This is a genomic window from Mycobacterium sp. IDUB_21 (assembly GCF_055419425.1).
This window is the reverse complement of record NZ_JBVAXQ010000001.1, coordinates 594,020-619,687: the sequence shown is the minus strand read 5'-3', so window position 1 is coordinate 619,687 and position 25,668 is coordinate 594,020. Positions and strand designations below refer to the sequence as shown.

23 protein-coding genes and 2 riboswitches are annotated in these 25,668 nt (G+C 70.6%); of the genes, 13 read left to right on the top strand and 10 right to left on the bottom strand.

Annotated elements, in window-relative coordinates; genetic code table 11:
* The first annotated feature begins 185 nt into the window (after window positions 1–185).
* From ACZYY4_RS02970 to cobM, 4 genes are read left to right on the top strand one after another with little or no spacing between them, the layout of a single operon-like run.
* Window positions 186–1,028, top strand: a complete 843-nt coding sequence (locus ACZYY4_RS02970; RefSeq protein WP_463807921.1) for a nitrite reductase — start codon at window positions 186–188, stop codon at window positions 1,026–1,028.
* Window positions 1,025–1,693 carry a precorrin-8X methylmutase gene (locus tag ACZYY4_RS02965; protein ID WP_463807920.1) on the top strand — a complete coding sequence of 223 codons (669 nt, stop codon included), beginning with the start codon at window positions 1,025–1,027 and terminating at the stop codon, window positions 1,691–1,693. Before ACZYY4_RS02970 ends, ACZYY4_RS02965 begins: the two co-directional genes overlap by 4 nt.
* A complete protein-coding gene (gene cobJ, locus ACZYY4_RS02960; RefSeq protein ID WP_463807919.1) occupies window positions 1,690–3,213 on the top strand; it encodes a precorrin-3B C(17)-methyltransferase in 1,524 nt (507 codons plus the stop codon). The genes ACZYY4_RS02965 and cobJ overlap by 4 nt, the downstream gene beginning before the upstream one ends.
* Window positions 3,210–3,971: a precorrin-4 C(11)-methyltransferase gene (gene cobM / locus ACZYY4_RS02955; RefSeq protein WP_463807970.1), complete on the top strand. Its 762-nt coding sequence runs from the start codon at window positions 3,210–3,212 to the stop codon at window positions 3,969–3,971. The genes cobJ and cobM overlap by 4 nt, the downstream gene beginning before the upstream one ends.
* On the opposite strand, the gene cbiE is transcribed toward cobM, so the two are convergent.
* Window positions 3,957–5,171, bottom strand: coding sequence for a precorrin-6y C5,15-methyltransferase (decarboxylating) subunit CbiE (cbiE, locus tag ACZYY4_RS02950; protein WP_463807918.1), 1,215 nt, complete (start codon window positions 5,169–5,171; stop codon window positions 3,957–3,959). The genes cobM and cbiE overlap by 15 nt on opposite strands.
* Window positions 5,172–5,174: 3 nt before the next feature.
* A riboswitch (cobalamin riboswitch) is annotated at window positions 5,175–5,306 on the top strand.
* Between the two features lie 27 nt (window positions 5,307–5,333).
* Here cbiE and ACZYY4_RS02945 point away from each other — a divergent pair.
* Genes ACZYY4_RS02945 through ACZYY4_RS02925 form a run of 5 tightly spaced genes read left to right on the top strand, consistent with a single transcriptional unit; the run spans window position 5,334 to window position 11,688 of the window.
* Entirely contained in the window at window positions 5,334–7,313 is a 1,980-nt protein-coding gene (locus ACZYY4_RS02945; RefSeq protein WP_463807917.1) for a magnesium chelatase subunit D family protein, read from the top strand.
* Complete coding sequence (gene cobO, locus ACZYY4_RS02940) at window positions 7,313–7,927, top strand: cob(I)yrinic acid a,c-diamide adenosyltransferase (RefSeq protein ID WP_463807916.1); 615 nt, start codon at window positions 7,313–7,315, stop codon at window positions 7,925–7,927. The genes ACZYY4_RS02945 and cobO overlap by 1 nt, the downstream gene beginning before the upstream one ends.
* Window positions 7,928–7,931: 4 nt before the next feature.
* Complete coding sequence (locus ACZYY4_RS02935) at window positions 7,932–10,319, top strand: cobyrinate a,c-diamide synthase (RefSeq protein ID WP_463807915.1); 2,388 nt, start codon at window positions 7,932–7,934, stop codon at window positions 10,317–10,319.
* Window positions 10,319–11,248 carry a CobD/CbiB family cobalamin biosynthesis protein gene (locus tag ACZYY4_RS02930; protein WP_463807914.1) on the top strand — a complete coding sequence of 310 codons (930 nt, stop codon included), beginning with the start codon at window positions 10,319–10,321 and terminating at the stop codon, window positions 11,246–11,248. Before ACZYY4_RS02935 ends, ACZYY4_RS02930 begins: the two co-directional genes overlap by 1 nt.
* 2 nt (window positions 11,249–11,250) lie before the next feature.
* Window positions 11,251–11,688, top strand: a complete 438-nt coding sequence (locus ACZYY4_RS02925; RefSeq protein WP_463807913.1) for a GNAT family N-acetyltransferase — start codon at window positions 11,251–11,253, stop codon at window positions 11,686–11,688.
* A gap of 24 nt (window positions 11,689–11,712) precedes the next feature.
* On the opposite strand, the gene ACZYY4_RS02920 is transcribed toward ACZYY4_RS02925, so the two are convergent.
* The 8 genes from ACZYY4_RS02920 to cobN form a co-directional block, all read right to left on the bottom strand.
* Window positions 11,713–12,078, bottom strand: coding sequence for a hypothetical protein (locus ACZYY4_RS02920; RefSeq protein ID WP_463807912.1), 366 nt, complete (start codon window positions 12,076–12,078; stop codon window positions 11,713–11,715).
* Window positions 12,079–12,098: 20 nt separating this feature from the next.
* Window positions 12,099–12,524, bottom strand: a complete 426-nt coding sequence (locus tag ACZYY4_RS02915) for a nitroreductase family deazaflavin-dependent oxidoreductase (protein ID WP_463807911.1) — start codon at window positions 12,522–12,524, stop codon at window positions 12,099–12,101.
* Window positions 12,525–12,538: 14 nt separating this feature from the next.
* Window positions 12,539–12,829: an antibiotic biosynthesis monooxygenase family protein gene (locus ACZYY4_RS02910; protein ID WP_463807910.1), complete on the bottom strand. Its 291-nt coding sequence runs from the start codon at window positions 12,827–12,829 to the stop codon at window positions 12,539–12,541.
* Window positions 12,830–12,921: 92 nt separating this feature from the next.
* Window positions 12,922–13,320 carry a hypothetical protein gene (locus ACZYY4_RS02905; RefSeq protein WP_463807909.1) on the bottom strand — a complete coding sequence of 133 codons (399 nt, stop codon included), beginning with the start codon at window positions 13,318–13,320 and terminating at the stop codon, window positions 12,922–12,924.
* 126 nt (window positions 13,321–13,446) lie between these two features.
* Complete coding sequence (locus tag ACZYY4_RS02900) at window positions 13,447–14,175, bottom strand: cobalt-precorrin-6A reductase (RefSeq protein ID WP_463807908.1); 729 nt, start codon at window positions 14,173–14,175, stop codon at window positions 13,447–13,449.
* On the bottom strand, window positions 14,175–15,626 hold the full coding sequence (locus tag ACZYY4_RS02895) for a cobyric acid synthase (protein ID WP_463807907.1): 1,452 nt from the start codon (window positions 15,624–15,626) through the stop codon (window positions 14,175–14,177). The genes ACZYY4_RS02900 and ACZYY4_RS02895 overlap by 1 nt, the downstream gene beginning before the upstream one ends.
* The gene (cobF, locus tag ACZYY4_RS02890) at window positions 15,626–16,363 is read right to left on the bottom strand and encodes a precorrin-6A synthase (deacetylating) (RefSeq protein ID WP_463807906.1); all 738 of its coding nucleotides are present in this window, start codon (window positions 16,361–16,363) and stop codon (window positions 15,626–15,628) included. The genes ACZYY4_RS02895 and cobF overlap by 1 nt, the downstream gene beginning before the upstream one ends.
* Window positions 16,360–19,935: a cobaltochelatase subunit CobN gene (cobN, locus tag ACZYY4_RS02885; protein WP_463807905.1), complete on the bottom strand. Its 3,576-nt coding sequence runs from the start codon at window positions 19,933–19,935 to the stop codon at window positions 16,360–16,362. The genes cobF and cobN overlap by 4 nt, the downstream gene beginning before the upstream one ends.
* Before the next feature lie 232 nt (window positions 19,936–20,167).
* Window positions 20,168–20,360, top strand: a riboswitch (cobalamin riboswitch).
* A 37-nt stretch (window positions 20,361–20,397) separates the two neighbouring features.
* Between cobN and ACZYY4_RS02880 the strand changes: the two genes are divergently transcribed.
* From ACZYY4_RS02880 to ACZYY4_RS02865, 4 genes are read left to right on the top strand one after another with little or no spacing between them, the layout of a single operon-like run.
* Window positions 20,398–21,612: an ABC transporter substrate-binding protein gene (locus ACZYY4_RS02880; RefSeq protein WP_463807904.1), complete on the top strand. Its 1,215-nt coding sequence runs from the start codon at window positions 20,398–20,400 to the stop codon at window positions 21,610–21,612.
* A complete protein-coding gene (locus tag ACZYY4_RS02875; RefSeq protein WP_463807903.1) occupies window positions 21,609–22,643 on the top strand; it encodes a FecCD family ABC transporter permease in 1,035 nt (344 codons plus the stop codon). The genes ACZYY4_RS02880 and ACZYY4_RS02875 overlap by 4 nt, the downstream gene beginning before the upstream one ends.
* Window positions 22,640–24,412, top strand: a complete 1,773-nt coding sequence (locus tag ACZYY4_RS02870) for an ATP-binding cassette domain-containing protein (protein WP_463807902.1) — start codon at window positions 22,640–22,642, stop codon at window positions 24,410–24,412. The genes ACZYY4_RS02875 and ACZYY4_RS02870 overlap by 4 nt, the downstream gene beginning before the upstream one ends.
* The gene (locus ACZYY4_RS02865) at window positions 24,409–24,999 is read left to right on the top strand and encodes a DUF7676 family protein (protein WP_463807901.1); all 591 of its coding nucleotides are present in this window, start codon (window positions 24,409–24,411) and stop codon (window positions 24,997–24,999) included. The genes ACZYY4_RS02870 and ACZYY4_RS02865 overlap by 4 nt, the downstream gene beginning before the upstream one ends.
* Window positions 25,000–25,048: 49 nt before the next feature.
* Here the strand turns inward: ACZYY4_RS02865 and ACZYY4_RS02860 are convergent, their stop codons facing one another.
* Window positions 25,049–25,654 carry a TetR/AcrR family transcriptional regulator gene (locus ACZYY4_RS02860; RefSeq protein ID WP_463807900.1) on the bottom strand — a complete coding sequence of 202 codons (606 nt, stop codon included), beginning with the start codon at window positions 25,652–25,654 and terminating at the stop codon, window positions 25,049–25,051.
* Between the last annotated feature and the right edge of the window lie 14 nt (window positions 25,655–25,668).

Here is a 25,668-nt window from a genome sequence, read left to right as displayed (position 1 = left end):
CGCATCCAACCGCACCGGAACGCGATTTTCATCCCCCACAACGGGGCCGCAGGCCCCACGAACGCTCTGAGCGACAATCAGACGGTGCACCCGACCGGACGCGCCCACGCAGACGGCCGGACTCCTGTTGTCGCTGTGAGCCGGGCAACTGCCACCCCTCGTCCCCGGCGTGACGGATGTGACGGATGAGGGACAGGGCCGACCGGTGCCCCGGCGTGCTGCGGCCGTGGCCGGCCAAGGACGGGCTGCTGGTCCGGTTGCGCCTCGTCGGGGGCCGGCTGCCGGCGGCGGCGCTGGCACGACTCCTGCAAGTCAGCGCCGAATTCGGCGACGGGTCGGTCTACCTGACCAAGCGGGCCAACCTGCAGCTGCGCGGGCTGCCCGGCCGCGACGGGCGCATCGACCCGGCCGCCGTCGCCGCCATCGAGTCCACCGGCCTGCTGCCTTCACGCAGCCACGAGTTGGTTCGCAACATCCTGGCCTCCCCGCAGTCCGGATATGCCGGTGGGCGCGTCGACCTGCGTCCGGTGTCAGCACAGCTGGATGCGCTGTTGTGTGGCGATCCGCGACTGGCGCACCTGCCCGGACGTTTCCTGTTCGTTCTCGATGACGGGCGCGGCGACCTGATCGACCGGGCCACCGATGCCGGGCTGGTGGCGCTCTCCGGCACACAGGCGCAGCTCCGGGTCGGCGGGCACTGGGGTCCGGTGGTGGCGATCGCCGCTGCCGCCGAACGGCTGGCCGGTCTGGCGGGTGCGTTCCAAGCCGCCCGTGGCGTCGGCCCGGACGCGCCCTGGCATATCCACGAACTTCCCGGCCCTCTCGGGCCAATCGTCGCCGCCGATGCGCGCCTGCCCACACCGTCGGGTCCGCTACCCTACGGTCCGGTGCCCGGCGGCACCCACGTGTGGGTGCCCAGCGGCGTACTCACGCCGGAGCATGGGCGCTCGCTGCCGGCGCACACCGACCTGGTGGTGACGCCATGGCAGGGTGTCTTCATTCCCGATGCACAGGAGACGAATCCGTGACGAGGCCCGCCCGCCGTCCCACCAAGCGGTATTCCTACCTCGAGGACGGTCCGGCCATCTACGTCGAATCGTTCGCCACCATTCGCCGCGAATCCGACCTGTCGCACATCCCCGCGTCGGCCGAGCGGCTCGCGGTCCGGATGATCCACGGCGCCGGACAGACCGATGTCGCCAAGGATCTGCTGATCCACCCCGACGCGGTACCGGCCGGCCGGGCCGCACTCGACGCCGGCGCACCCATCCTCTGCGATGCCCGGATGGTGGCGGTCGGGGTGACCGCCGGGCGGTTGCCCGCCGGCAACGAGGTGCGCTGCTATCTGCGCGACGAGCGGGTTCCGGAGCTGGCACGGGCATGGGGCACCACCCGGTCGGCGGCGGCCGTCTCCCTGTGGGAGCCCGAGCTGGCCGGTGCCGTCGTCGCGATCGGCAACGCCCCCACGGCGCTGTTCCATCTGCTGGAACTGATCCTCGACGGCGGACCGCGCCCGGCGGTGATCGTCGGCTGCCCGGTGGGGTTCATCGGCGCCGCCGAGTCCAAGGCGGCGTTGGCTGCGCTGTACACCGACCACGGCATCGACATCCCGTTCGTGACCGTGCGCGGCCGTCGCGGCGGCTCGGCGATCACCTCATCGGCCCTGAACGCACTCGCCTCGGAGCAGGAATGACCGGCCGGTTTTACGGGGTGGGCCTGGGTCCCGGCGATCCCGAACTGATCACCCGCAAAGCCGCCCGGATCATCGCCGAGGCCGACGTGGTCGCCTACCACGCCGGCGTCAAGAAGAACTCCTATGCGCGCACCATCGCCGCCGACCTGATTCGCCCCGGCGTGATCGAGGAGGAGCTGCGCTACCCGGTCACCACCGGGGTCACCGATCACCCCGGCGGCTATGCCGGGGCGCTCGCCGACTTCTACGAGGCCTCGGCGTCGAGGCTGGCCGCCCACCTGGCCGCGGGCCGCACAGTGGCGCTGCTGACCGAAGGCGATCCGCTGTTCTACGGCTCGTTCATGTACATGCACGATCGGCTGTCCGCCCGCTTCGACACCGAGATCATTCCCGGGGTCCCGGCGTTCAGCGCCGCCACCGCCGCGCTCGGGATGCCGCTGGTGCGCCAGACCGACGTGCTGACCGTGCTGCCGGGCACGCTGCCCGAGCACGAGTTGGCGATGCGGCTGGCCGACACCGACGGCGCCGTCATCATGAAGCTGGGCCGCACCTTCCCCGCCGTGCGCCGCGCGCTGGCCGCCGCCGGCCGCCTCGAGCACGCCTACTACGTCGAGCGGGCCAGTCATCCGCAGCAGCGCTGGCTGCCGGTGGCCGCCATGAACGCCGCGGAGGAAGTCCCGTATTTGTCGCTGATCGTCGTGGACGGGGACTCGCGCAACGGGCAGCGATCACGGACGTCGGCCGATCCTGTCCCGGCGGTCGTTGAGCCGGTGCGTACTGCCGCCGAGCTGCTGGTGATCGGGCTGGGACCCGGGCCCGAGGCCTGGTTGACCGGCGAGGCGGCCGCGGCACTGGCCACCGTCGACCACGTGGTGGGCTATGGGCCCTACCTCGCGCGGATTCCACAGCGCGAGGGACTGCAGCGGCACTCCTCGGGCAACACCGTCGAGGTCGACCGGGCCCGCTTCGCGCTGGATCTGGCGGCCCGCGGCCAGAAGGTGGCGGTGGTCTCCGGTGGCGATGCCGGAGTGTTCGGCATGGCTGCCGCGGTGTTCGAGGCGTTGGAAAGCACAGCAGATGAGCGCTGCCAAGGCGTCTCGGTGCGAGTGCTGCCCGGCGTCTCGGCGGTGCAGGCGGTGGCCGCGGCGGCCGGCGCCCCGATCGGGGCCGACTTCGCGGTGCTGAGCCTGTCCGACCGGCTCAAACCGTGGGAGGTGATCGAGGCGCGGCTGGCCGCGATCGCGGGAGCAGATCTGGTTCTGGCGATCTACAACCCGGCCTCCCGCGCCCGGCCCGACCAGATCGCGCTCGCCCGCAAAGTGTTGTTGGAGCACCGCGCCCCGCAGACCGTGGTGGTGGTCGGCCGCGACATCGGCCGGGATCAGGAATCGCTGACCGTGACCACGCTGGGCGAGTTGGACACCGACGCGATCGACATGAAATGCCTTGTGCTGGTCGGTGCTTCGTCAACCCAGGTGACGGCGTCGGGCCGGGTGTGGACACCTCGGTGGGTGCGGTGACGGTGCACTTCGTCGGCGCCGGACCGGGCGCCGCGGATCTGCTGACGGTGCGGGCGGCCCGACGGCTGTCCGAGGCCGACGTGGTGCTCTACCCGGGCAGCTATCTCGACCCGGATGTACTCGAACACTGCTGCGCCACAGCAGAGCTCGTCGACACCGCCGTGTTGGACCTGGATGCGATCGTGGACCGGCTGATCACCGCGCACCGGGCAGGCCGGCGGGTGGTGCGGCTGGTGTCGGGCGATCCGTCGCTGTACAGCGCGGTGTTCGAGCAGACCCGCCGGCTCGATGCGGCCGGAGTGCCGTGGGACATCACCCCCGGAGTCCCGGCCTATGCGGCGGCGGCCGCGGTGCTCGGCCGCGAGCTCACGGTGCCGCTGGTGACGCAGTCGGTGGTGCTGACCCGGGTTCAGGCCGCCTCCACCGCGATGCCGCAGTCCGAATCGCTGGCCGCGTTCGCCGCAACCGGCGCCACCCTGGTGCTGCATCTGGCGATCACCCGGATCCGGGAACTGATGGGCGAGCTGGAATCCGAATACGGCGCGGACTGCCCGGTCGCGGTGGTCTACCGCGCCTCGCAAGCCGATGAACTCGTGCTGCGCGGCACCGTCGCCGACATCGCAGGCGCCGTCGAAGCGGTGGGATTGCGTTCGGCCGCGGTGATTCTCATCGGGCGGGCTGTTGCGGATCTGCCCGATCCGTGTGCCGGCGAGAGCCATCTCTACGACGCGGCGCGGGACCGGTCAGGGCAGAACTAGCGCCCACTGGGTGACCGCCCGGGCCGGCGTCCAGCCGGTGAAGGTGCCGAGCGGGGCGGCGTGTTCGACGTGGATGCGGGTCAGCTCACCACCGTGTTCGCGGTAGGCCGCCACCAGCAGCGCCTCGGTTTCCAGCGTGACGCCGTGGGCTACCAGTCGCGCGCCGGGCCGCAGCCCGGCCAAGCAGGCCTCGAGCACCCCCGGCCGGCTCAACCCGCCGCCGACGAAGACGGCGTCCGGCGCCGGCAGCCCTGCCAACGCCTGCGGCGCGGCGGCACACACGACGCGCAGCGCGGGTACCCCGAGGTTGCGGGAATTATCCGAGATCCGCTGTGCCCTGGCCGGATTCGCTTCGATGGCGATCGACCGACAGCTCGGGTGGGCGCGCATCCATTCGATTCCCACCGAGCCGGCGCCCGCACCGACATCCCACAACAACTGTCCGGGCGCCGGCGCCAGTCGGGCCAGCGCGGAAGCCCGCAAGTCGCGCTTGGTCAGTTGCCCGTCGTGGTCGTAGGCGTCATCGGGCAATCCGGCCGACCAGCCGGTCACCAGCGGGCCGGCCAGCTCCAACGCGACGAGGTTGAGCCGCGGCACCGGGCCTTGAAACGCGGGGTAGGTGGCCGCGGTGGTTTCCAGGGCGGACTCGGCCGCGCCACCGAGGTCGCCGAGCACCACCATCCGGCTGTCGCCGTAGCCGCGGTGGTTCAGCAGCGCGGCGATCTGTGCGGGCGTCGTCTCGTCGGCGGACAGGACCAGCACCCGACGGCCCGGCGTCAACTCACGCAGCAGCGCGTGGACCTCACCGCCCGGCGTCCTGATCACCGCAGCCGACTCCGCCGGCCAACCCAGCCGGGCCCGGGCCAGCGTCACCGAGGAGACCGCCGGGACCACCGTGACGTTCTCGGCGCCGAGCATCTCGATCAGTGTGCTGCCCACTCCGGACAGCAGCGGATCGCCGGAGGCCAGCGCGACCACCCGGCCCACCAGGCCGTCGAACAGCGCCGGCAGCCCGGCCCGCAGCGGCGACGGCCAGGCCGGCCGCTGCTGTCCGTCCACCGGCGGCAACAGATCCAGGTGGCGCGGTGCGCCGATCACGACGTCGGCCGCCAGCACCGTCTGCCTGGCCGGTCCGGCAAGGCCGTCCCAGCCGTCGGCGCCGATACCGACGACGGTGATGTGATGGGCTCGGGTGTGCACGGTGTTAGGGTATCGGCGCGAAGTGCCAGGGAAGTCGGTGTGACTCCGACGCAGGCCCGCTACGGTGTTCCGCGGCATTTTCTCGATGAAACTGTCACGGTCAGTCCGGATACCGGCTTCGCGTTGCCAACACCAACGTTGGTCATCACGAGCGGAGCCTCAATGCATCAGTTGTACCCCTTTCCTGCCGTCCTCGGCGGCGACCCGGACGCCCCGGGCGGCCTCGACGACATGGCGCTGGCGCTTGTCCTGAGCGCGATCTCCCCCGGCATCGGCGGGGTGCTCATCCGCGGCGAGAAGGGCACCGCCAAGTCGACGCTGGTTCGCGCGTTGGCCCAGGTACTGCCGCCCATCGACGTGGTGTCCGGCGACCGCTTCTCCTCCGATCCCGCCGAGACGAACCCGCTCTCCCCCGACGGCCCGTTCCCTACCGACACTGCCGTGCAGACCCGCCCGGTGCGGCTGGTGGAACTTCCGGTCGGTGCCACCGAGGACCGGGTGGTGGGGTCCATCCACCTGGAGCGGGCACTGGGCACCGGCGTAGTGGAATTCGAGCCCGGACTCTTGGCACGGGCCAACCGCGGCATCCTCTACGTCGACGAGGTGAACCTGCTCGCCGACCACCTGGTGGACCTGCTGCTGGACGCCGCCGCGATGGGGCGCCTGACCGTGGAGCGCGACGGCGTCTCGGTGACCCACGCCGCCCGTTTCGTGATCGTCGGGACGATGAATCCCGAAGAGGGCGAGTTGCGCCCGCAACTGCTCGACCGATTCGGGCTGACCGTTGAGGTGTCGGCACCGCGCGACGCGGTGTTGCGCGCCGAAGCGGTACGCCGGCGGTTGGCCTTCGACGCCGACCCCGAAACCTTCGTGCGCGGCTACGCCGCGGCCGAGGACCGGCTGCGGGCCCGGATCCAGCAGGCCCGGGAACTGCTGCCGCGAGTGTTGCTCACCGACGCCGCGCTGGTAAAGATCGGGGAGATCTGTGCGGCGTTCGACGTGGACGGTCTGCGCGGCGACATCGTCTGTGCCCGCACCGCGGTCGCCCACGCGGCGTGGCAGGGCCGCGAGGCGGTCAACATCACCGATCTTCGCGTCGCCGCACGGCTGGCACTGCCGCATCGACGGCGGCGCAAGCCATTTGACGCCCCCGGCCTCGACGAGAGCGAACTCGACGAGCTGCTGCCGCCGGCAGATTCCGGCCCCGAGCCCGACCCCGAACACGACCCCGACCCCGACCCGGACGGCCCGCCGGACGGCGGGAACGCCGCACCGCCAGAACAGGGCGGGCCGGCACCGGCCAAACCCGGGTCCACCTCGACCGTCGGCGCCGACTCCCCTTACCGGGCAAGATTGTTCACCGTCGACGGCGTCGGAGCGGGACGCGCCGGCCGGCGCAGCCGGGCCCGCACCAGCTCCGGGCGCCGGGTGGGTGCCACCGCAAGAAACATCGGCGGCGGGCTACACCTGTTCGAGACGTTGCGGGCCGCCGCACCGCACCAGGGCGCCCGCGGCCGAGTGGGCGGACGGATGATCTTGGCGGCGGACGATCTTCGGCGTGCCACCCGGGAGGGCCGCGAGGCGAACCTGGTGCTGTTCGTCGTCGACACCTCCGGGTCGATGGCCGCCGCCGAGCGGATGCGGCATGTCAAGACCGCCATCTTGTCCCTGTTGCTCGACGCCTACCGTCGCCGGGACCGGGTCGCGGTGGTGACGTTCCGCGATGCGCGGGCGGAAGTGGTGCTGCCCGCGACCGGGTCGGTGGAGATCGCCGCCGTCCGGCTCGATGAGTTGCCCGCCGGTGGCCGCACCCCGTTGGCCGAGGGGCTGCTCGAAGCCTACGAGGTGATTCGCCGGGAACGGCTGCGCGACCCGGCCTGCCGCCCGCTGCTGGTGGTGTTGACCGACGGCCGGGCCACCGCCGGCGTCGACCCGGTCGAGCGGTCCCGACGAGCCGCGGTTCAGCTTGCCGGGCAAGACTTTTCGGCGGTAGTCGTGGATTGTGAGAGCGGCCGGATGCGACTCGGGTTGGCGCGCACCCTGGCCGAGCACCTGCGGGCCGAATACGTCCCGCTGCCCCAGGTGAGTGCCGAGGCGCTCACCGGTATCGTGCGTGACGCCACCGGAAGAGGAGCCGCCTGATGCCCCAAGGACAACCGCTGACGGTGCCCGATGACAACCTGACCACCCGTCAGCGCCGCAACCGTCCGCTGCTGATGGTGCACACCGGCGACGGCAAGGGAAAGTCCACAGCCGCGTTCGGGATGGCACTGCGCGGCTGGAACCAGGGGTTCCGGATCGGCGTGTTCCAGTTCGTGAAATCGGCGAAATGGCGGGTCGGCGAGCAGGCGGTGCTCGAACGGCTCGGCACCCTGCACGACGAGACCGGCGAGGGCGGCCCGGTGCAGTGGCACAAGATGGGCTCGGGATGGTCATGGAGCCGAAAGGCCGGCAGCACCGAGGACCACGCCGGCGACGCCCTGGCCGGCTGGACCGAAGTGAAACGCCGCCTGACCGAGCAGACCCACGACCTGTACGTGCTCGACGAGTTCACCTACCCGATCAACTGGGGTTGGGTGGACGTCGACGACGTGGTGGAAACGCTGCGCAACCGGCCGGGCAATCAGCATGTGGTCATCACCGGCCGTCGCGCCCACCCGCAGCTGATCGAGATCGCCGACCTGGTCACCGAGATGACCAAGGTGAAGCATCCGATGGACGCCGGACAGAAGGGCCAGCGCGGCGTTGAGTGGTAGGGGCATGGTTCCTCTACCCCGGGCTGTCGTCGCCGCGCCCGCGTCCGGGCACGGCAAGACCACGGTGGCCGTCGGGGTGATGGCGGCCCTGGCCGCGCGCGGACTGCGGGTCAGCGGACACAAGGTCGGCCCGGACTACATCGATCCGGGCTATCACGCGCTGGCCACCGGGCGCCCGGCCCGCAACCTGGATCCGTATCTGGTCGGTGCGGACCGGATCGTTCCGCTGCTGCTGCACGGCGCTGGAGGCGCCGATTTGGTCGACATGGCCGATATAGCCGTAATCGAAGGCGTGATGGGGCTTTTCGATGGACGGCTCGGCTCCGGCGGCGACGCCTCCACTGCCCATGTGGCGGCGCTGACCGCGGCACCGGTGCTGTTGGTCGTCGACATCTCGCACGCCTCCCGGACGCACGCGGCGATGGTGGCGGGCCTGGTCGCGTTCGACCCGGACGTGCGGGTGGCCGGCGTGATCCTAAATCGGGCAGGTAGCGCCCGGCACGCCGAGGAAGTCGTTGACGCGTTGCGCCCCCTCGGCATTCCGGTGCTGGGGGTGCTGCCCCGTGACCCCGGTGTGCAGGCGCCGTCTCGGCACCTCGGGCTGGTACCGGCCGCCGAACGGGACGAGTCCGGTGCGATGGTGGCCCGGTTGGCCGGGCTGATCGAGCAGCACGTGGACCTCGAGGCGGTATTGGAGATCGCGCGGCGAGCACCAAGTTTGGCCGGCCGGCCCTGGGATCCGACCGCTGAGGTGGGCGTCGGGTCGACCCATCGGCCGGTGGTGGCTGTCGCCGGCGGCCGGGCGTTCACGTTCGGCTACACCGAGACTTTCGAGTTGCTGCGCGCCGCAGGCTGCGAGGTCGCCTGCTTCGACCCACTCACCGACTCGGATCTGCCGGCCGGGACCGCGGGAATCTACCTGGGCGGCGGGTTCCCGGAGGTGTACGCCGCCGAACTGGCTGCCAACACCGCGCTGCTCGATGCGGTGCGGGCGGCCATCGACGCGGGGGTACCGACCGTCGCCGAATGCGGCGGGCTGGCGTATCTGTGTCGCAGTGTCGACGCGGCCCCCGGGGTGGGGGCATTGCCCGCCGACGCGGAGATGTCGCCGCGCCTGACCCTGGGCTACCGGTCCGCCACCGCACCGGCCGACAGCCTGCTGGCGCGGGCCGGCGACCAGGTGACCGGACACGAGTTCCACCGCACCCGTGTCATTTTCGCCGACCCGGTCGCCGCCGCCTGGCAGCTGCCCGATGGCCCGGACGGTATCGGCGGACCGAGCCTGCACGCGTCGTATCTGCACACCCACTGGGCCGGGTATCCCGGGCTGGCTCAGCGCTTCGCCGATGCCACGCACCGCTTCGCCGGCGCCGACCGCCGTCACGGCGATTCCGCTCTGCGCCATCACGGCGATGCCGAGGCGAGGCACGGGCTGCTCGATTTCGCGGTGAACGTCTACGCCGGGCCGCGTCCGGGCTGGCTGGATGACGCCCTGCACAACTCGCTGGCGGACGCCGCCCGTTACCCCGACCCGGCTGCGGCCCGCGATGCGCTGGCCGACCGGCATGGTCTGCGCCCCGATGAGGTGCTGCCCACCGCGGGTGCATCCGAGGCATTCGATCTGGTGGCCCGGTTGCGCGCATGGCGGCGGCCGGTGGTGGTGCACCCGCAGTACACCGGGCCGCACGCGGCGCTGATCGCCGCCGGCCACACCGTCACCACCGTGCTGTGCCGGGCCGAAGACGACTTCGCGCTGCATCCCGACGACGTGCCCGACGACGCCGACCTCTTCGTCGTCGGCAACCCGACCAATCCCACCGGGGTTCTGCATCCGGCCGAGACACTGCGAATGCTGCTGCGGCCCGGGCGGGTGGTCCTGGTCGACGAGGCGTTCCTGGACGCGATTCCCGGTGAGCCGGAAAGCCTGGCCGGGCAACGGCATCCGGGCCTGCTGGTGAGCCGCAGCCTGACCAAGCACTGGTCGATCCCCGGGGTCCGGGCCGGATACCTGCTCGGCGATCCGCGGCTGATCGCCGACGCGGCACGGCTGCAGATCCCCTGGTCGGTGTCGGCGCCGGCGTTGGCCGCCATGCTGGCCTGTTCTGACGAGCGGGCGTTGACCGAGAGTGAGTGCCGGGCAAAGCAATTGGCGTTTTGGCGGGAAGTGTTGGGCGCCGCTCTCGCTGCTCGCGGTGTGCCGTTCGTTGCCGGGGCCGCGCCCTATGTGCTGGCCCGGGTCGGCGCTGGGGTGCATGCGGCGTTGCGTGAGACGGGTGTTGCGGTGCGGCGTGCTGACACCTTTCCGGGTCTCGACGACAGTTGGGTGCGGATCGCGGTCCGTCCCCCGGAATTGACCGATCGACTGCTGGCCGCACTCGACCGGGTCCGGTGATGCCGGCCCGGGCTTTCGGGCTGCTGCTCGGTTACGCCGCCGACCGCGCCTGGGGTGACCCGCGCCGGCTGCACCCGGTAGCCGGATTCGGGAGCTGCGCGCTGGCGTTGGAGCAGCGGCTTTACTGTGATAACCACGCGAGCGGTCTGGCCCACGTTCTGATGCTGGCCGGAGGTGCCACCGGGCTGGCGTACGCCGCCGAACACTCGGCCCGAAACCCGTTGGCGCGTACCGCGCTGACTGCCCTGGCGACCTGGGCGGTACTCGGCGGACGCTCGCTGGAGCGCGAGGCTGCCGCCGTGTATGACTTCTTGGACGCCGGAGACCTCGACCGGGCCCGTGTCCGGGTTCGCCACCTGGTCGGCCGTGACACCACTGCGCTGGGCCCGGCCGAGATCGCCCGCGCCGTCGTCGAATCCGTGGCCGAGAACACCTCCGACGCGGTGGTGGCATCCTTGGTCTGGGGTGCGGCGGCCGGCGTTCCGGGCTTGGTGGCGCACCGCGCCGTCAACACCCTGGACGCGATGATCGGCCACCGCAACGCCCGTTACGGCCGGTTCGGCTGGGCGGCAGCCCGGCTGGATGACGTGCTGGGCCTGCCCGCCTCCCGGTTGAGCGGCGTGCTGGCCGCCGTACTGGGCCCGGATCCCGTTGGCGCGGTGCGTGCCTGGCGCTGCGACGCCCGGCATCATCCGAGCCCCAACGCCGGGGTGATCGAGGCCGCCTTCGCGGGCGCACTGGGCCTGCAGCTCGGCGGGGTCAACACTTATTACGGGGATCGACGGGAAGACCGGGCTCGGATGGGCTACGGTCGGGCGCCGGTGCCGTCCGATATTCCGCGGGCGACGCGGCTGGCCCGGCGGGTGGGCGTCGGGGCCATGCTCACTGCGGTGGTGTGTTGTCTGGCCCGGGGCGAGATGCGGAGGTAGTTGTGGCGGCCCTCGACGGTATCGATTTTTCGACCGACGGTGCGCGGGTGGATCGGGACTGGCTCTGGCACGAGCTGGCCGAGCACACGTACTGGGCCAAGTACCGCACCCGCGAGATGTTCGACCGCCAACTCGAGAACGCGTGGCGTGTGGTGGGCGCGTACCGGTCCGATGATGGGGCGATGGTGGGTTTCTGCCGGGCGTTCGCCGATGGGGCCACCATGGCCTATCTGGCCGATGTCTATGTCTCGCGTGCCGAGCGGGGCCGGGGCATCGGCAGAGGGCTGCTGCGAATGATGATCGACGAGGGCCCGGGCCGGGACTTTCGGTGGATGCTGCACACCGCCGATGCGCACGGGCTGTATGAGACCTACGGCTTCGCCGCTCCCGATGCGACCTTCATGGAACGTCGCACGGGGATGCCGAACGTTCGCGACTGACCACCACCGCTTGGGCTCAACAGTTCAGTGATGGGCGATCAGTTCGGCGACGTGGTCTTCCTCGCTCGACCGGACCCGGCCGGCAGCGGCAGATTTCAGCCGCCATTTGGTGACGAGCCCGTCGGGGCCGGTCAGTTCTCCGGCAGCAAGCGCTTCGCCGATGAGCCCTCGGACCCGTGGTTCGTCGGCAGCTTCGGCGGCGAACAGCACCCGCAACGTCACGTCGTCACCGGCGACCTGATTGGCGACGTGATGCGGCGCGAGTGGGCACGGCGGCGGGTGGTCCCAGCCCCCGCACAGTGCCTTCGCGATGGCTCCGCCGAGCGCGTTCGGACTGCCGCCGGGCTTCATCACCACAACGGCGTCGTGAGCGTAACCGCAGCGAGCCATGGGTCGCGATGCTACTCGGCTCAGGCCGCGCTTCTGGTCAGCTCGATGACGGGGATCACCCGGTCGGTGCGTTCCCGGTATTCGGCGAAGCCGGGGTAGCGCTCGGCCTGGATGTCGTAGAGCCGGTCATGTTCGGCGCCGGTGATCTCGGCGGCGGTGACGGGATGCGTTTCGGTGCCGATCTCGACGGTGGCCGACGGGTTCGCCCGCAGGTTGTGATACCAGCTGGGATGGCTGTCCTTGCCCGCATTGGAGGCGAACACGATGATCCGGTCGCCCTCGGGCAGGTACATCATCGGACTGGTGCGCGGCTGCCCGGATTTGGCCCCGGTGGTGGTCAGCAGCAGTACCGGGGCGCCCTCGAACGGACCACCCAGCTTTCCACCGCTGCTGCGGAACTCCGCGATGTTGCGGGCATTGAATTCCAGGGCCTTGTTCGCGTCCACGGTCGATCGTCTCCCTAATCGATATCCACGAAGTGCTCGATCACCGGCGGGGATTCGTAGAACTCATGCAGCAGCGCCCGCCACTGCTCGAATTCCGGTGACTTCCGAAAGCCCTCGGTGTGCGCCTCGACGTTCTCCCACCGCACCAACAGCAGGTACAGGCTCGGCGACTCGATCGAGCGGGACATCGAAATTCCCAGGAAGCCCGGAGCCGCCGAGATCAGCGGCCGCGCCGTGGCGAACGCCGCTTCGAACTCGGCTTCCCGGCCGGGGCGGATGGGCAGCACACCATGCTCGACAATCACGCCCACCAGTGTGCACCGAAGGCATGTGTCGAGCGTTACCCCCCTGCTTGCGACCGCACTGGCCATGGTGCCCGCCCCGGCTGCGCCGCGACTCAGCCGGCGGGCTGACCAGGCGGCGGCCCGGGACCAGGTTGCAGCGGTGGCGCGGGCTCACCGGGCGGGGGCGGCGGTTCGGGCGGAATCACACCGGCGCAACCGCCCGGTGGCGGCGGGTCCGGGAACACGTTGTTGCCGCTGTCGCCGACGCAGTCGTAATTCCAGGTCGGTCCGGCCCAGCGGTTGCCGCCCATCCACTGGTGCCAGTACGACCCGTCGGGATATTTCTCGCCGTCGCAGACTCGCAGGCGGCCGAAACCCCACTGCCCACCTGGGCAGTAATTCTTCGGCAGGTCCGGCTGGTACGGGTCAGGTGGATCCGCGCCGGCCGGCGGCGCGACGGACATGAACGCCACCGCACAACAGGCCGCGACCCCGCAGTAGGAGAACTTCATGATCGACCCCCACCCCGATTTATCGTGTCACGATATATTAGGGCGGCGAACTCCTGCTGAACCGGACGACAGCTGTGGATGGACTGCGCGTTGGCCGAGTGAACAACCCGGATGCTCCGGGTTCACTCATGATGCGAGCACCCAGGCCAGCGCCGCCTCCACGTCGGACACGCATCTCACCCCCGCCGGCCGGGCCGGACGGCGCACGATGACCACCGGCAGGCCGAGTTCCTTGGCGGCCAGCATCTTCGGCCAGGTGTACTCACCGCCGGAATCCTTGGTCACCACGGCGTCGGCGCGGTGGTCGCGCAGCAGCGCGAGCTCGCCCGGCAGCGCGTACGGACCCCGATCGGTCACCACCGTCCAGTCCGGCGGCAGCGTGATCGACGGCCGGTCCACGACGCGGGCCAGCACCGCGGCGTCGGCCAGCGCCGGAAGGTAGGACGCCAGCTGTTGGCGCCCGATGGTCAGCACCGGGTGGCGGCCCAGCCGGGCTGCGATGGCGGCGGCCTGCTCGTGGGAGTCGGCCCAATGCCAAGACGGCGTGGCCCGCTCCGCCCAGCCGGGCCGTTCCAGTCGCAGCAGCGGGCGGCCGGCAGCCGAGCAGGCGGCGGCCGCGTTGCCTGACATGGTGGTGGCGAACGGGTGGGTGGCGTCGACGACGGCGTCGTAGTCGGCCAATGCCGCACGCAGGCCTTCGATTCCGCCGAATCCGCCGATCCGCACCGCCCCTTGCGGCAGCCGCGGATTGGCCACCCGGCCGGCCAGTGACGTGGTCACGTCGACGCCGGCGGCGACCAGCAGCTCGGCCAAGGCGCGGGCTTCGGCGGTTCCGCCGAGTAGCAGCAAGCGCATCACGGCGCCCCCGGCGCCAAGAACGGCACACCGGGCGGCGGGCCGGCGCGTGTCAACTTGAGCATGGCGTCGACATCCAGGTGCTCCTCGATCAGATCGGCCAGCAGGTCGAGTCGGAGCTCGCGGGCGGCCGGAAACGACACCCCCGACGATCCCAGCCCGAGGCTTTCGGCCAGGAACGCTGCGCGCAGCGCATCGCCTTCGAAACTTCCGTGTGCCATGGTGCCGAACACCTGACCCGCCCGGAGGCCGCCGAGGAAGTCGTACACGCCGTCACCCCGGATGATCCGGCCGTGGTGTATCTCGTATCCGCCATCCGACACTCGCAGCACTTTGTCTGCGCCGAAACAGGTTTCGACGTCCAGCAGGCCCAGTCCGGCCACCTCGCCCGGTGGGCCCTCGATCCCGTCGGGGTCACGGATCGATCGGCCCAGCATCTGAAAGCCGCCGCAGATCCCCAGCACCGGCTTGCCCGCCGCGGCGTGCGCAACGATCGCGGAATCCAGCCCGCGCGAGCGGAGCCAGGCCAGATCGGACATCGTGGCGCGGGTTCCGGGCAGCACCACCAGATCGGCGTCGGACACCCCGCGCGGGTCGGACGCGAACACCACGTCCAGATCGGGCTCCAGGCCGAGCGCATCCAGGTCGGTGAAATTGCTGATCCTGGGAAACCGGATCACCGCCACCCGGCGCGCCCCGGTGCGCGCTGAGCGCCTGCCGTCCAGGTCGAGCGCGTCCTCGGAGTCCAACCACAACTCCGGATGCCACGGCAGGGTGCCGAAGATCCGTCGGCCGGTGAGCCGCTGCAGGTCGGCCAGGCCGGGCGCCAACAACTGCTGCCGGCCGCGGAACTTGTTGACGATGAACCCGGCCACCAGCGCCTGGTCTTCCGGGCAGAGCAGGGCGACGGTGCCGAAGAACGCCGCGAACACCCCGCCGCGATCCACGTCGCCGACGACGACCACCGGCAGCCCGGCATGCCGCGCCAATCCCATGTTCACGTAATCGCCGGCACGCAGGTTGATCTCGGTCGGGCTGCCCGCGCCCTCGGCGATGATCACGTCGTAGCGGCCCGCCAGGTCGTCGTAGGCACCGTGGGCACTGTCCGCCAGCGCGCCGCGCCCCGCCATCCAATTCGACGACGACAGCTCACCCCACGGCCGGCCCATCAGCACCACGTGACTGCGCTGGTCACTGCCGGGTTTGAGCAACACCGGGTTCATCGCCGGCTCGGGGACGGCTCGGGCGGCCAGCGCCTGAATCCATTGGGCACGACCGATTTCCGCGTTGACGCCATCCGGACCAGTGCAGACCATGGAGTTGTTCGACATGTTCTGCGCCTTGTACGGCGCCACCCGCACCCCGCGACGTGCCAGCGCCCGGCACAGCCCGGTGGTCACCACGGTCTTGCCGGCGTCGCTGGTGGTTCCGGCGATCAGCAGCCCCGCCATCAGGGCCGCCGCACCAGGAACACATCCATCACCCAGCCCGCTTCGGCCTTCGCCGCGCTGCGGGCGGCCGCGATCTCGTCGGCCACGTCGGCGACCCGGCCGGTCACCAGCCGCTCCCCTACCGCGCCCAGGTTGGCGCCCCACCAGATGGTCCAAGCGGCCAGCCCGCTCAGATCCAGCCGGTCCGGGTTGAGCATCGCGACGACGTTGTCCTGGCCGGCGGCCACAGCCTCCGAAAGCCGCCGCCCGGTGGTGATGTGCACCGGCCGGCCCACCTCGTGCAGCACGATCCGATGCCGCGCGGCCAGCAGCTGCGGGGCGCTGATTCCGGGCAGCACGTCGTAATCCAATTCCACACCAAGGGCTTTCACCCGCTCGACAATCCGGATGGTCGAGTCGTACAACGCCGGGTCGCCCCAGACCAGAAATGCCGCGGTGCCGCCGCGCGCCCGCAGCACCTCGGCGTAGCGCGCCGCACGGGCGGCATGCCAGTCGGCAACGGCCCGCCCGTAGCCGGGCTCGGTCAGCTCCGGCGAGCGGTCGCGGGGCGGATCGGTGACGGTCACGATCGGGACCGACCCGGCGTAGGTGTCGACGATGCTGCGCCGCAACGCAAGCAGCCCGTCGCTGTCGCTCTTCTCGGCGGCAACCACGTAGTCGGCCGACCGCAGCGCGTCGGCGACCTCGGGCGTGACGTGCTGGGGACCCATCCCCATGCCGAGAATCCAGAGTCTCACCGGTCCTCCAAATCCCCTTCGACGTCCAGGTAGGCCTGCTGCAGCGCCGCCATGGTCTCAGGATCAGGGGCAGCCCACAGGCCCCGGTCGGCGGCCTCCTGCAATCGTTCCACGATGCCGTGCAGCGCCCACGGATTGGACTTGTCGAGGAATTCACGGGTTTCGGGATCCAGCACGTACTCGGCCGCGAGCTTCTCGTACATCCAGTCGTGCACGACCCCGGCGGTGGCGTCGAACCCGAACAGGTAGTCGACGGTGGCGGCCAGCTCGAATGCGCCCTTGTAGCCGTGGCGGCGCATCGCGGAGATCCAGCGCGGGTTGACCACCCGCGCCCGGAACACCCGCGCGGTCTCCTCGGCCAGGGTGCGGGTACGCACGGCATCGGTTGACGTCGAGTCCCCGACATAGGCTTTCGGGTCGGAGCCGGTGAGCGCCCGCACGGTCGCGATCATGCCGCCGTGGTAGACGAAGTAGTCGTCCGAGTCGGCGATATCGTGCTCACGCGTGTCGATGTTTTTGGCCGCCACCTTGATCCGGCGGTAGTTGGTGCGCATGTCATCAGCAGCCGGCGCGCCGTCCAGTCCACGACCGTAGGCGAAACCGCCCCATGCGGTGTAGACCTCGGCCAGATCCTTGTCGTCGCGCCACGTTCCGGATTCGATCACCTGCAGGATCCCGGCCCCATAGGTGCCGGGCGCGGAACCGAAGACCCGGGTGGTGGCCCGGCGCAGGTCGCCGTGCTCCGCCAGGTCCGCGCGGGCGTGGGCGGCCACGAAGTTCACCTCGTCCGGCTCGTCGAGGGCCGCCACCATCTGCACGGCGTCGTCGAGCATCGTCACCACGTGCGGGAAGGCGTCCCGAAAGAACCCCGAGATCCGCACGGTCACATCGATTCTGGGCCGGCCCAGCTCCTCACGTGAGATCACCTCGAGCCCGGACACCCGCCGGGACGCCTCGTCCCACTCGGGCCGCACCCCGAGCAGCGCCAGCACCTCGGCGACATCGTCGCCGGAGGTGCGCATCGCCGAGGTCCCCCACACCGACAGTCCCACCGACTCCGGGTAACCGCCGGTTTCGTCGAGGTAGCGCTGAACCAACGAATCCGCCATGGCCTGTCCGGTCTGCCACGCCAGCCGAGACGGCACCGCCCGCGGGTCGACGGTGTAGAAGTTACGTCCGGTGGGCAGCACGTTGACCAGACCGCGCAGCGGCGACCCGCTCGGGCCCGGCCGCACGAATCCGCCGGCCAGGGCGTGCAGCACCGAGTCCAGCTCGGCTGCCGTGCCGGCCAGCCGCGGAACCACCTCGGTGGCAGCGAATCTCAGCACCCGGCGCACCTCGGGATCGGAGTGCAGCGAATCGGCCGTATCCGGCTGCCAGGCGGCGGCCTCCATCGCTTCGACCAGTTCCCGGGCGCGGCCCTCGATCTCGTCGACCGCCGCCGCCGGGGCGTCGTCCTTCAAGCCCAGCGCGGCCCGCAACCCGGGCACCGCATGGTCCACCCCGCCCCAAACCTGCGGGGCGCGCAGGATCGCCAGTACCAGGTTGACCCGCTCCGGGCCGATCGGGGCGCCACCGAGCACGTGCAGTCCGTCGCGGATCTGGGCGTCCTTGATCTCACAGAGCCAGCCGTCGACGTGCAGCAGAAAGTCATCGAACTCTTCATCCTCGGGCCGCTCGTCGAGCCCCAGATCGCGGTGCATCTCCGCCGCGCGCATCAGGTTCCAGATCTCGCCGCGGATCGCCGGCAGCTTTCCCGGGTCCATCGTGGCGATGTTGCCGTACTCGTCGAGCAGCTGCTCAAGACGGGCGATATCGCCGTAGGACTCGGCGCGCGCCATCGGCGGGATCAGGTGGTCGACGATGGTGGCGTGCGCCCGGCGCTTGGCTTGCGCGCCCTCACCGGGGTCGTTGACCAGAAACGGGTAGATCAACGGCAGATCGGCGATCATGGCGTCGGTGGCGCAACTCGCCGACAGCGCCGCGGTCTTGCCGGGCAGCCACTCCATCGAGCCGTGCTTGCCCAGGTGGATCACCGCGTGCGCACCGAAACCGTTTGCCAGCCAACGGTATGCGGCCAGGTAGTGGTGGCTCGGCGGCAGCTCCGGGTCATGGTAGATCGCCACCGGGTTCTCCCCGAACCCGCGCGGCGGCTGGATCATCAGCACGACGTTTCCGGATCGCATTGCGGCCAGCACGATCTCACCGGCGTCGTTGACGAACAGCTTGCCCGGCGCCGGGCCCCACGCCTGCGCCATCGCGTCGCGCAGCGCGCTCGGCAGCTCAGCGGTCCATTCGGCGTACTGTGCTGCGGTCACCCGCACCTGAGCGTCGGCCAGCTGGGCGGCGGACAGCCAGTCCTCGTCCTGGCCGCCGGCCTCGATCAGGGTGTGGATCAGCCGGTCCCCCGCTTCGGTCTCGTCAGCGATGCCCAGCACCCCGAAGCCGTCTCCGACGTCATACCCCTCGTCGGCCAGCCGGTGCAGCAGCCGCACCGCCGACGCCGGCGTGTCCAGACCGACCGCGTTGCCGACCCGTGAGTGCTTGGTGGGGTAGGCCGACAGCACCAGCGCCAGCTTCTTCTGATCATTCGGGATGCGGCGCAGCACGGCGTGGTTCACCACGACGCCCGCCACCCGGGTGCAGCGTTCGGCGTCGGCGGCGTAGTGCGGCAGCCCGTCGTCGTCGATCTCCTTGAAGGAGAACGGCACCGTGATGATCCGGCCGTCGAATTCCGGGATCGCGATCTGGGTGGCCGAGTCCAGCGGGGTGACACCGTCGTCGTTGGCCGCCCAGTCCGCCCGCGATGAGGCCAGGCACAGCCCCTGGAACACCGGGATGTCCAGCGCGGCGACCCGCTCGATGTCCCACGCGCCATCGTCGTCGCCGGCACCCACGGTCGCGGTGGCGTTCATCGCGCCGCCGGCCGCCAGCATGCAGACCACCACCGCGTCCAGGGTGCCCAGCGCATCGAACAGCTCATCGGCGGCGTTGCGCAGCGACGCGGCGAAGATCGGCACCCCGACCGCCCGGCCGGTGGCGTCGATCGCGTCGGCCAGGGCGTGGGCGAATCCGGCGTTGCCGCTGACCTCGTGCGCCCGGTAGTACAGCACTCCCACCCGCACGGCTTCCGCGGAAGTCTCGACCGCCGCGCGGGCAGCGTACCCCCACTCCGGTATCACCCTCGGCTCGTCGAAACCCTCACCGGTGAGCAGCACCGTGTCGCACAAGAACGCGTGCAGCTGAGCCAGATTCGCCGGGCCGCCCTCGGCGAGATAGGCGTGCGCCTGCGCCGCCAACCCGATCGGGACCGTCGAGCACTCCATCAACTCGGCATTGGGAGACCGCTCCCCGCCGAGCACCACCAGCGGCAGGCCCGTCGCACGCAGCAACTTCAGCTCGGTCTCGATCTCTGCGGACGACCCCAGGATCCGCAGCACCACGACATCGGCGCCCGTCAGCACCGGCTCGATGTCCTGACGCGCCGGGTTGCCGAGCCGGTAGGCGGCGCCGCTGGCCCGCGCCGACAGCAGGTCGGTGTCGGAGGTGGAGAGCAAGGCGATGCGCCGCATGAGGGGTCCTCCCCGGGGTTCGCGCCCCGTATCGTCGGATGCCCCGCGGCCGTATCTGGCTCGGGGCGCTTGCCGATGCGCCCCTCACAGTGGCGGAACCGCCCCGGAATTGAGCGGCGGTCCCAGCTTCGGCTCGCCTCCGCCGCCCCTTCGGGCCAACTCCGACGAGCCTCGCTGACCCGCCGGATTCGCACCGGGTTCCTGACGCCGCGAGACGGCGGCCAGCCTAACGCAGCACGGCATGCGAGAATGTCGCCGGTAAGGCGATGGCATCACAGTGAGGAAGCCGGTGCGAATCCGGCGCGGTCCCGCCACTGTCATCGGGGAGTGACCCTCATCAGCCACGGCCCGCCGTTTGTGGGGCTGGAAGGCGAGGCGAACAGTGATCCGAGAGCCAGGAGACTCACGTCATCGCGTCCTGCGAACCGGGGCGGTGTACCCCGAGGAAGCTGATGCGCGCCCATGTCCCGTGCACTGCGGGTAGTCCCTGCGCTAGCCATAGCGCTGGTAATAGCGCTGGCCACCGCGCTGGCCGGCTGCTCGGCCCAGCGCGTCCCGCGCACCCCCGAGGCGCGGCAGGGCTGCATCACCGACTTCGATCCGCACACCGACTACTTTCCGGACAAGTCGACGCTGTCCGAGGCCACCAACTTCAGTATCGAGTACCACCGCAGCTACCAGGTGCTGACCGTCCACCGCCCCTACCTCGGCGGCAAACCCGTGTCGTATGTGTTGGTGCGCTGCGGGGCGCCGGCGCCGGCGCTGAGCGGCGAACTGGACCCCGAATTGGCCCGGGCCCAACAGATCACCGTCCCGGTGCACAGCCTGTACTCGGGCTCGACGACGCATCTGGCGATGATCACCGAACTCGATAAGGCCGGGGTGGTCACCGGCGTGGCGAGCCCGGCCGCGGTCGCCGACCCACAGATCCGCGCGCGCATCGACGCCGGCGAGATCGTCGGCTACGCGCCCGGCGGACAGGTCAACATCGAGAGCGTGCTGCAGGCCGGTCCCGACGTACTGGTCACCCAGGGCATGGACGATCCCGGCTATCCCAAGCTGCGCGAGGCCGGCATCCCGGTGGTGGCGGACGCCGAATGGCTGGAGCCCACCCCGCTGGGCCGCGCCGAGTGGGTCAAGGTTTTCGCCGCGCTGACCGGCACCGAACGCCGGGCCGGGCAGGCCTACGAGTCCGTCCGCGACCGCTACCGCGCGCTGGCCGCACAGGCCGCGGGGACCCGACCCGTCGACGTGCTGGTCGGCACCATGTATTCGGGCAGCTGGTCGATGCCCACCGGGGCCAGCTACTCCGGCCGCCTCGTCGCCGACGCCGGCGGTAGCTACCCCTGGCTGGCCGACCACGGCGCCGAGAACAGGCAGCTGAATTTCGAATCGGTCTACACCCGAGCGGGAAGCGCTGCGCTGTGGCTGGTCACCGACGATTGGAAAACCGTCGACGACGCGGTGGCGCGCGACAGCCGGTACGGCGAACTCACCGCGGTCCGCAGCGGCCAGGTGTGGTCGGCGACCAAAGCCATCGGCCCCGGCGGCGGCAATCTGTACTGGGAACGCGGCACCGCGCGACCGGATCTGCTGCTCGGCGACCTGCTCGCGATCCTGCATCCCGAGCTGGGGACCGACCACGTCTTCGAGTTCTACCGACGGGTGGACCGATGAAGGCGCGCACCACCCTGGTGCTGGCGGGGCTGGCCGCCGCGGTCCTGGTGCTGGTCCTGCTGGGCCTGGCGCTCGGCCCGGTGCGGGTGCCGCTGGCCGACACCGTGCGGGTGCTGTTCGGCGCCGAAGCCTCCGATCCCCGCTGGCAGGTGATCGTGGCGAACATGCGGTTGCCGCGGGTGCTCACCGCGCTGGCCGCCGGGTCCGCACTCGGGGTCGCCGGGCTGCAGCTGCAGACCCTGTTCCGCAACACCCTGGCCGACCCCTACATCCTCGGGGTCAGCTCCGGGGCCAGCCTCGGTGTGGCGCTGGTGGTGCTGGCCGGCGGTGCGGCCGGCGCCGGTTTCTTCACCGCCGGCGCCAGCCGCGGCGGGGAGGTCATCGCGGCGGCGCTGGGCGCGGCGGCGATGCTGACGCTGGTGCTGATGCTGTCGCGCTGGACCCGCTCGGCGGCGACGCTGCTGTTGATCGGGGTGATGATCGGTGCGGCCAGCACCGCGCTGGTGAGTCTGGCGCTGGTGTATTCCGATCCGCAGCGGGTGCAGCAGTACCTGTTGTGGGGCCTGGGCAGCTTCGCCGGAACCGGCTGGGCCGACCTGCGGTTGTTGCTGCCGCTGGTGGCCGTCGGGTTGATTACCGCGGCAATGACGATCAGGCCGCTCAACGCCCTGCTGCTCGGTGAGAGTTACGCGGCGACCATGGGGATTCACGTGCACCGGGCCCGGGTGGTCACGGTCGCCTCGGCGTCGCTGCTGGCAGGTGTGACGACCGCGTTCTGCGGGCCGATCGCGTTCCTCGGGCTGGTGGTGCCGCACGTCGCCCGCATCGCCGTCGGGACCTCCGATCACCGCGTGGTGCTGCCGACGGTGGTGTTGTTGGGTGCGGTCGCCGCGCTGGCATGCGGCATCGTCAGCCAGGTACCGGACAGCGATCTGGTCATCCCGATCAACGCGGTCACCGCACTGGTAGGGGCGCCAGTGGTGATCACCGTGCTGCTGCGGGCCCGCCGCGGATCCGGGGTGCCGTCATGACCCGCATGACACCCGCTGTGGAACTGGCCAGCCTGGCGATCGGCTACCGCAGCCGGCGCCGATCGACGACCGTGGCGGCCGGGATGAGCGCGCAGGCCCGGCGCGGCGAACTGACCGTGCTGATCGGACCCAACGGCGCCGGCAAGTCCACCCTGATCCGCACCCTGGCCGGGCTGCAGCCCGCGCTCGGCGGCCGGGTCCTGCTGGACGGCGCCGACCTGACCGGGCTGCCCCGCGACGAACTGGCCCGCCGGGTCGCGGTGGTGTTGACCGAGCGGGTCGACCCGGGGCTGCTGTCAGCGCGGGCACTCGTCGGGCTGGGCCGCATCCCGCACCTGGGTCTGGGCGCCCGGCTGCGTCCCGAGGACGACGAGATCATCGACTGGGCGCTGACGGCGACCGGCGCGCAGCATCTGGCGTCACGACCGGCATCCGAACTGTCCGACGGTGAATGTCAGCGCGTCCTGACCGCCCGTGCGCTGGCTCAACAGCCCGGGCTGCTGGTGCTCGACGAACCGACCGCGTTCCTGGACGTGTCCTCGCGAGCCGGACTGTTCGGGCTCCTGCGCGAACTGGCCCGCGAGCAGCAGCTGGCCGTGGTGTGCAGCACCCACGACCTGGAACTGGCGCTGCGGGTGGCCGACCGGGTGTGGCTGCTGGATCCGGCGGGCACCTTGGTGGACACCGTCGGTGAGGAACTGATGCTGTCGGGGCGCATCGGCGCGATGTTCGACACCGACACGCTGCGTTTCGACCCGGCCAGCGGCATGTTCGAGTTCGGCACCGAGAACGGTGAGCTCCGGGGTGCCCGCGTCGACGCCCCGGAGCCGCTGCGCGCGGCGCTGATCCGGGTGTTGTCCCGGGAAGGCTGGGACGTCGACGGGCCTGCCGAAGGCTGCGAGATCTCCATCACCGCAACCGATCCCGCCACGATCACACTGCGCTCCGCAACGTCGACCATCCGCACCGCATTGCGTGACCTGCCGGAGCGGCTGCGGGCACTGCCCGCGGACGCGCAACGCTGCGCGCCAAAGGATCAGGTGATATCGGCGCTGGCCGCATTATCGGATGTCAGCCCGTATTTCGCGGTCTCCACGGGTACCGACGACGGAGGCGACTGGCGCCCGGTGACGCAGCTCTACACCGACCAGGCGCTACTCGCCGGCGCGTTCGCAGGCGTGCGGGAGCGCATCGGGGCACCGGATCTTCGGGTTGCGGCGTCGACATTCTTCCTCGGGTTCGCGGCGCGACTTTGGTCGGTCGCCCTCGGCGGGCTCTGCGAGCACGGGCTGCTGCTGGATCTGGATCCCGATGAGTTGCGCTACTCCGAATCCAGCGGAACAGTCCGGCTGCATCTTGCCGATCCGACGGCCTGGTCGTCGCCGGCCGGGGACGCCCAGCGACTGCTGGCCGACATGGTGCTGAACAGGCACCTGACGCCGTTGACCGCCGCGGTGCGAAAACTCGCTCCGATCTCGGAGAAGCTGCTGCACGGCAACGCCGCCTCCGCCGTGCTGGGCGCCGCCCGCGCCCTGCATCGGCATCGCGGTGCACAACTGGCGGCCGAGCCCAGCTGGGATCTGGCCCGAACCGTCTGCGCAGACGAACGCCTCACCGACACAATACGTTTCAACGAGGTTGGCACCGACTATCGACGATCCACCTGCTGCCTGTTCTACCGCACGCCCGGCGGCGGGTTATGCATCGACTGCGCCCTCACCCACAAGCCCCAGGTTCGCTCACAGCAACAATCGAAGGGATCCACATGACCGAGAACACCATCGCCGACGCTGGAACCGTCGTCGCCGATCCCCCGATCGTCGACACCGAAGACCGCGGCCGCGAACAACTGTGGCCGCTGCCCACCGACCAGCAGAGTCTGCTGGATCTGCTGCACCTGTGCTTCGACGAGTACTGGGACGAGATCTGGTTCGGCATCATCATGCAGGGCGCCGCATGGGAGGTGGCCGCCCCCAACGCACCGCGCAAGATCGCGATGCTCGACGGTTATGCCACCGTCGACTTCGGCCGGTGGCACTTTCACCTGTGCATCGGCAAGCACCGGGCCAGCGGCTCGGAGCTGGGCCGGATTCGCCGGTGCACCCGCGCCGAGCTGTACCGCCGGATCGGCAAGGACGGCAACCCGATGTCGTGGGGGGTGCGCCTGTTCAACGGGCGCGACGAGCAGATGATGACGCTGATGCTGCCCAACCCGTTCCTCACCAACGACCAGCAGATGCGCGACGAGCCCGAGTGGGGCCAGCTGGAGCTGTGGGACAAGTTGCGGGACAAGTACCTGGGCTTGGGCCCGGACCCGCTGGACCGCAGCGGAAACCGGATCCGCTGCGGCGGCTGACCCCTAGGGCGTATCGAACTGGCCGAGTTACCCGGCTACCGGACCTATGCTAGCTGGTGCGGTCCACCGCGATTCCTGCGAGCAGGCGCTCCAGCGCCGCCAGCGCATCCCGGCTTTCGCGGCGCGGGTCGGCGGACCTGGCGACGGTCATCGCGGCTTCACACATCGCTCCGTGAATAAGGTGCGCGAGCGGTTCCACTCGTTGCGGCGGGAGGCGACCGTCGCCGATCGCCATGGATAGCCCTTGGCGCAAAAGGGACGTGACGTGTTCGTCCTCGAGGTCACGCATCGCCTCCCAGCCCAGCACCGCCGGGGCATCGATCAACGTGATTCGCTGCACGCCCGGATCCAGCACGGCATCGAAGAATCCCCGGCAGCCTCGCACGAAGTTCTGCCAGCTGTCACCGCCGCCGCGGGCGGTCCGCAACACCGCGTGGCCGATAGCTCGCTGCTCGTCCTCGTAGACCGCGGCGAACAGGGCGCGTTTCCCGGTGAAGTGGTGGTACAGCGCGCCCTTGGTCATCCCGGCGCGCTCAACGACGACATCGAGGGAGGTGGCGTCGAAGCCGTCAGCAGCAAAAGCCTTCCGCGCCACCGCCAGGATCTGTTCGGTGGTGAGGCGGGTGCGTTCTGCTTGGGTACGCGGGCCGGGCACGCCGACCAGCATAC

Excerpts from the sequence above, each read along its gene's own strand:
- ACZYY4_RS02970 (WP_463807921.1), top strand. The coding sequence starts at position 186 with ATGAGGGACAGGGCCGACCGGTGCCCCGGCGTGCTGCGGCCGTGGCCG.
- cobJ (WP_463807919.1), top strand. The coding sequence starts at position 1,690 with ATGACCGGCCGGTTTTACGGGGTGGGCCTGGGTCCCGGCGATCCCGAA.
- ACZYY4_RS02945 (WP_463807917.1), top strand. The coding sequence starts at position 5,334 with ATGCATCAGTTGTACCCCTTTCCTGCCGTCCTCGGCGGCGACCCGGAC.
- cobO (WP_463807916.1), top strand. The coding sequence starts at position 7,313 with ATGCCCCAAGGACAACCGCTGACGGTGCCCGATGACAACCTGACCACC.
- ACZYY4_RS02935 (WP_463807915.1), top strand. The coding sequence starts at position 7,932 with ATGGTTCCTCTACCCCGGGCTGTCGTCGCCGCGCCCGCGTCCGGGCAC.
- ACZYY4_RS02930 (WP_463807914.1), top strand. The coding sequence starts at position 10,319 with ATGCCGGCCCGGGCTTTCGGGCTGCTGCTCGGTTACGCCGCCGACCGC.
- ACZYY4_RS02920 (WP_463807912.1), bottom strand. The coding sequence starts at position 12,078 with ATGGCTCGCTGCGGTTACGCTCACGACGCCGTTGTGGTGATGAAGCCC.
- ACZYY4_RS02905 (WP_463807909.1), bottom strand. The coding sequence starts at position 13,320 with ATGAAGTTCTCCTACTGCGGGGTCGCGGCCTGTTGTGCGGTGGCGTTC.
- ACZYY4_RS02900 (WP_463807908.1), bottom strand. The coding sequence starts at position 14,175 with ATGCGCTTGCTGCTACTCGGCGGAACCGCCGAAGCCCGCGCCTTGGCC.
- ACZYY4_RS02895 (WP_463807907.1), bottom strand. The coding sequence starts at position 15,626 with ATGGCGGGGCTGCTGATCGCCGGAACCACCAGCGACGCCGGCAAGACC.
- cobN (WP_463807905.1), bottom strand. The coding sequence starts at position 19,935 with ATGCGGCGCATCGCCTTGCTCTCCACCTCCGACACCGACCTGCTGTCG.
- ACZYY4_RS02880 (WP_463807904.1), top strand. The coding sequence starts at position 20,398 with ATGTCCCGTGCACTGCGGGTAGTCCCTGCGCTAGCCATAGCGCTGGTA.
- ACZYY4_RS02875 (WP_463807903.1), top strand. The coding sequence starts at position 21,609 with ATGAAGGCGCGCACCACCCTGGTGCTGGCGGGGCTGGCCGCCGCGGTC.
- ACZYY4_RS02870 (WP_463807902.1), top strand. The coding sequence starts at position 22,640 with ATGACCCGCATGACACCCGCTGTGGAACTGGCCAGCCTGGCGATCGGC.
- ACZYY4_RS02865 (WP_463807901.1), top strand. The coding sequence starts at position 24,409 with ATGACCGAGAACACCATCGCCGACGCTGGAACCGTCGTCGCCGATCCC.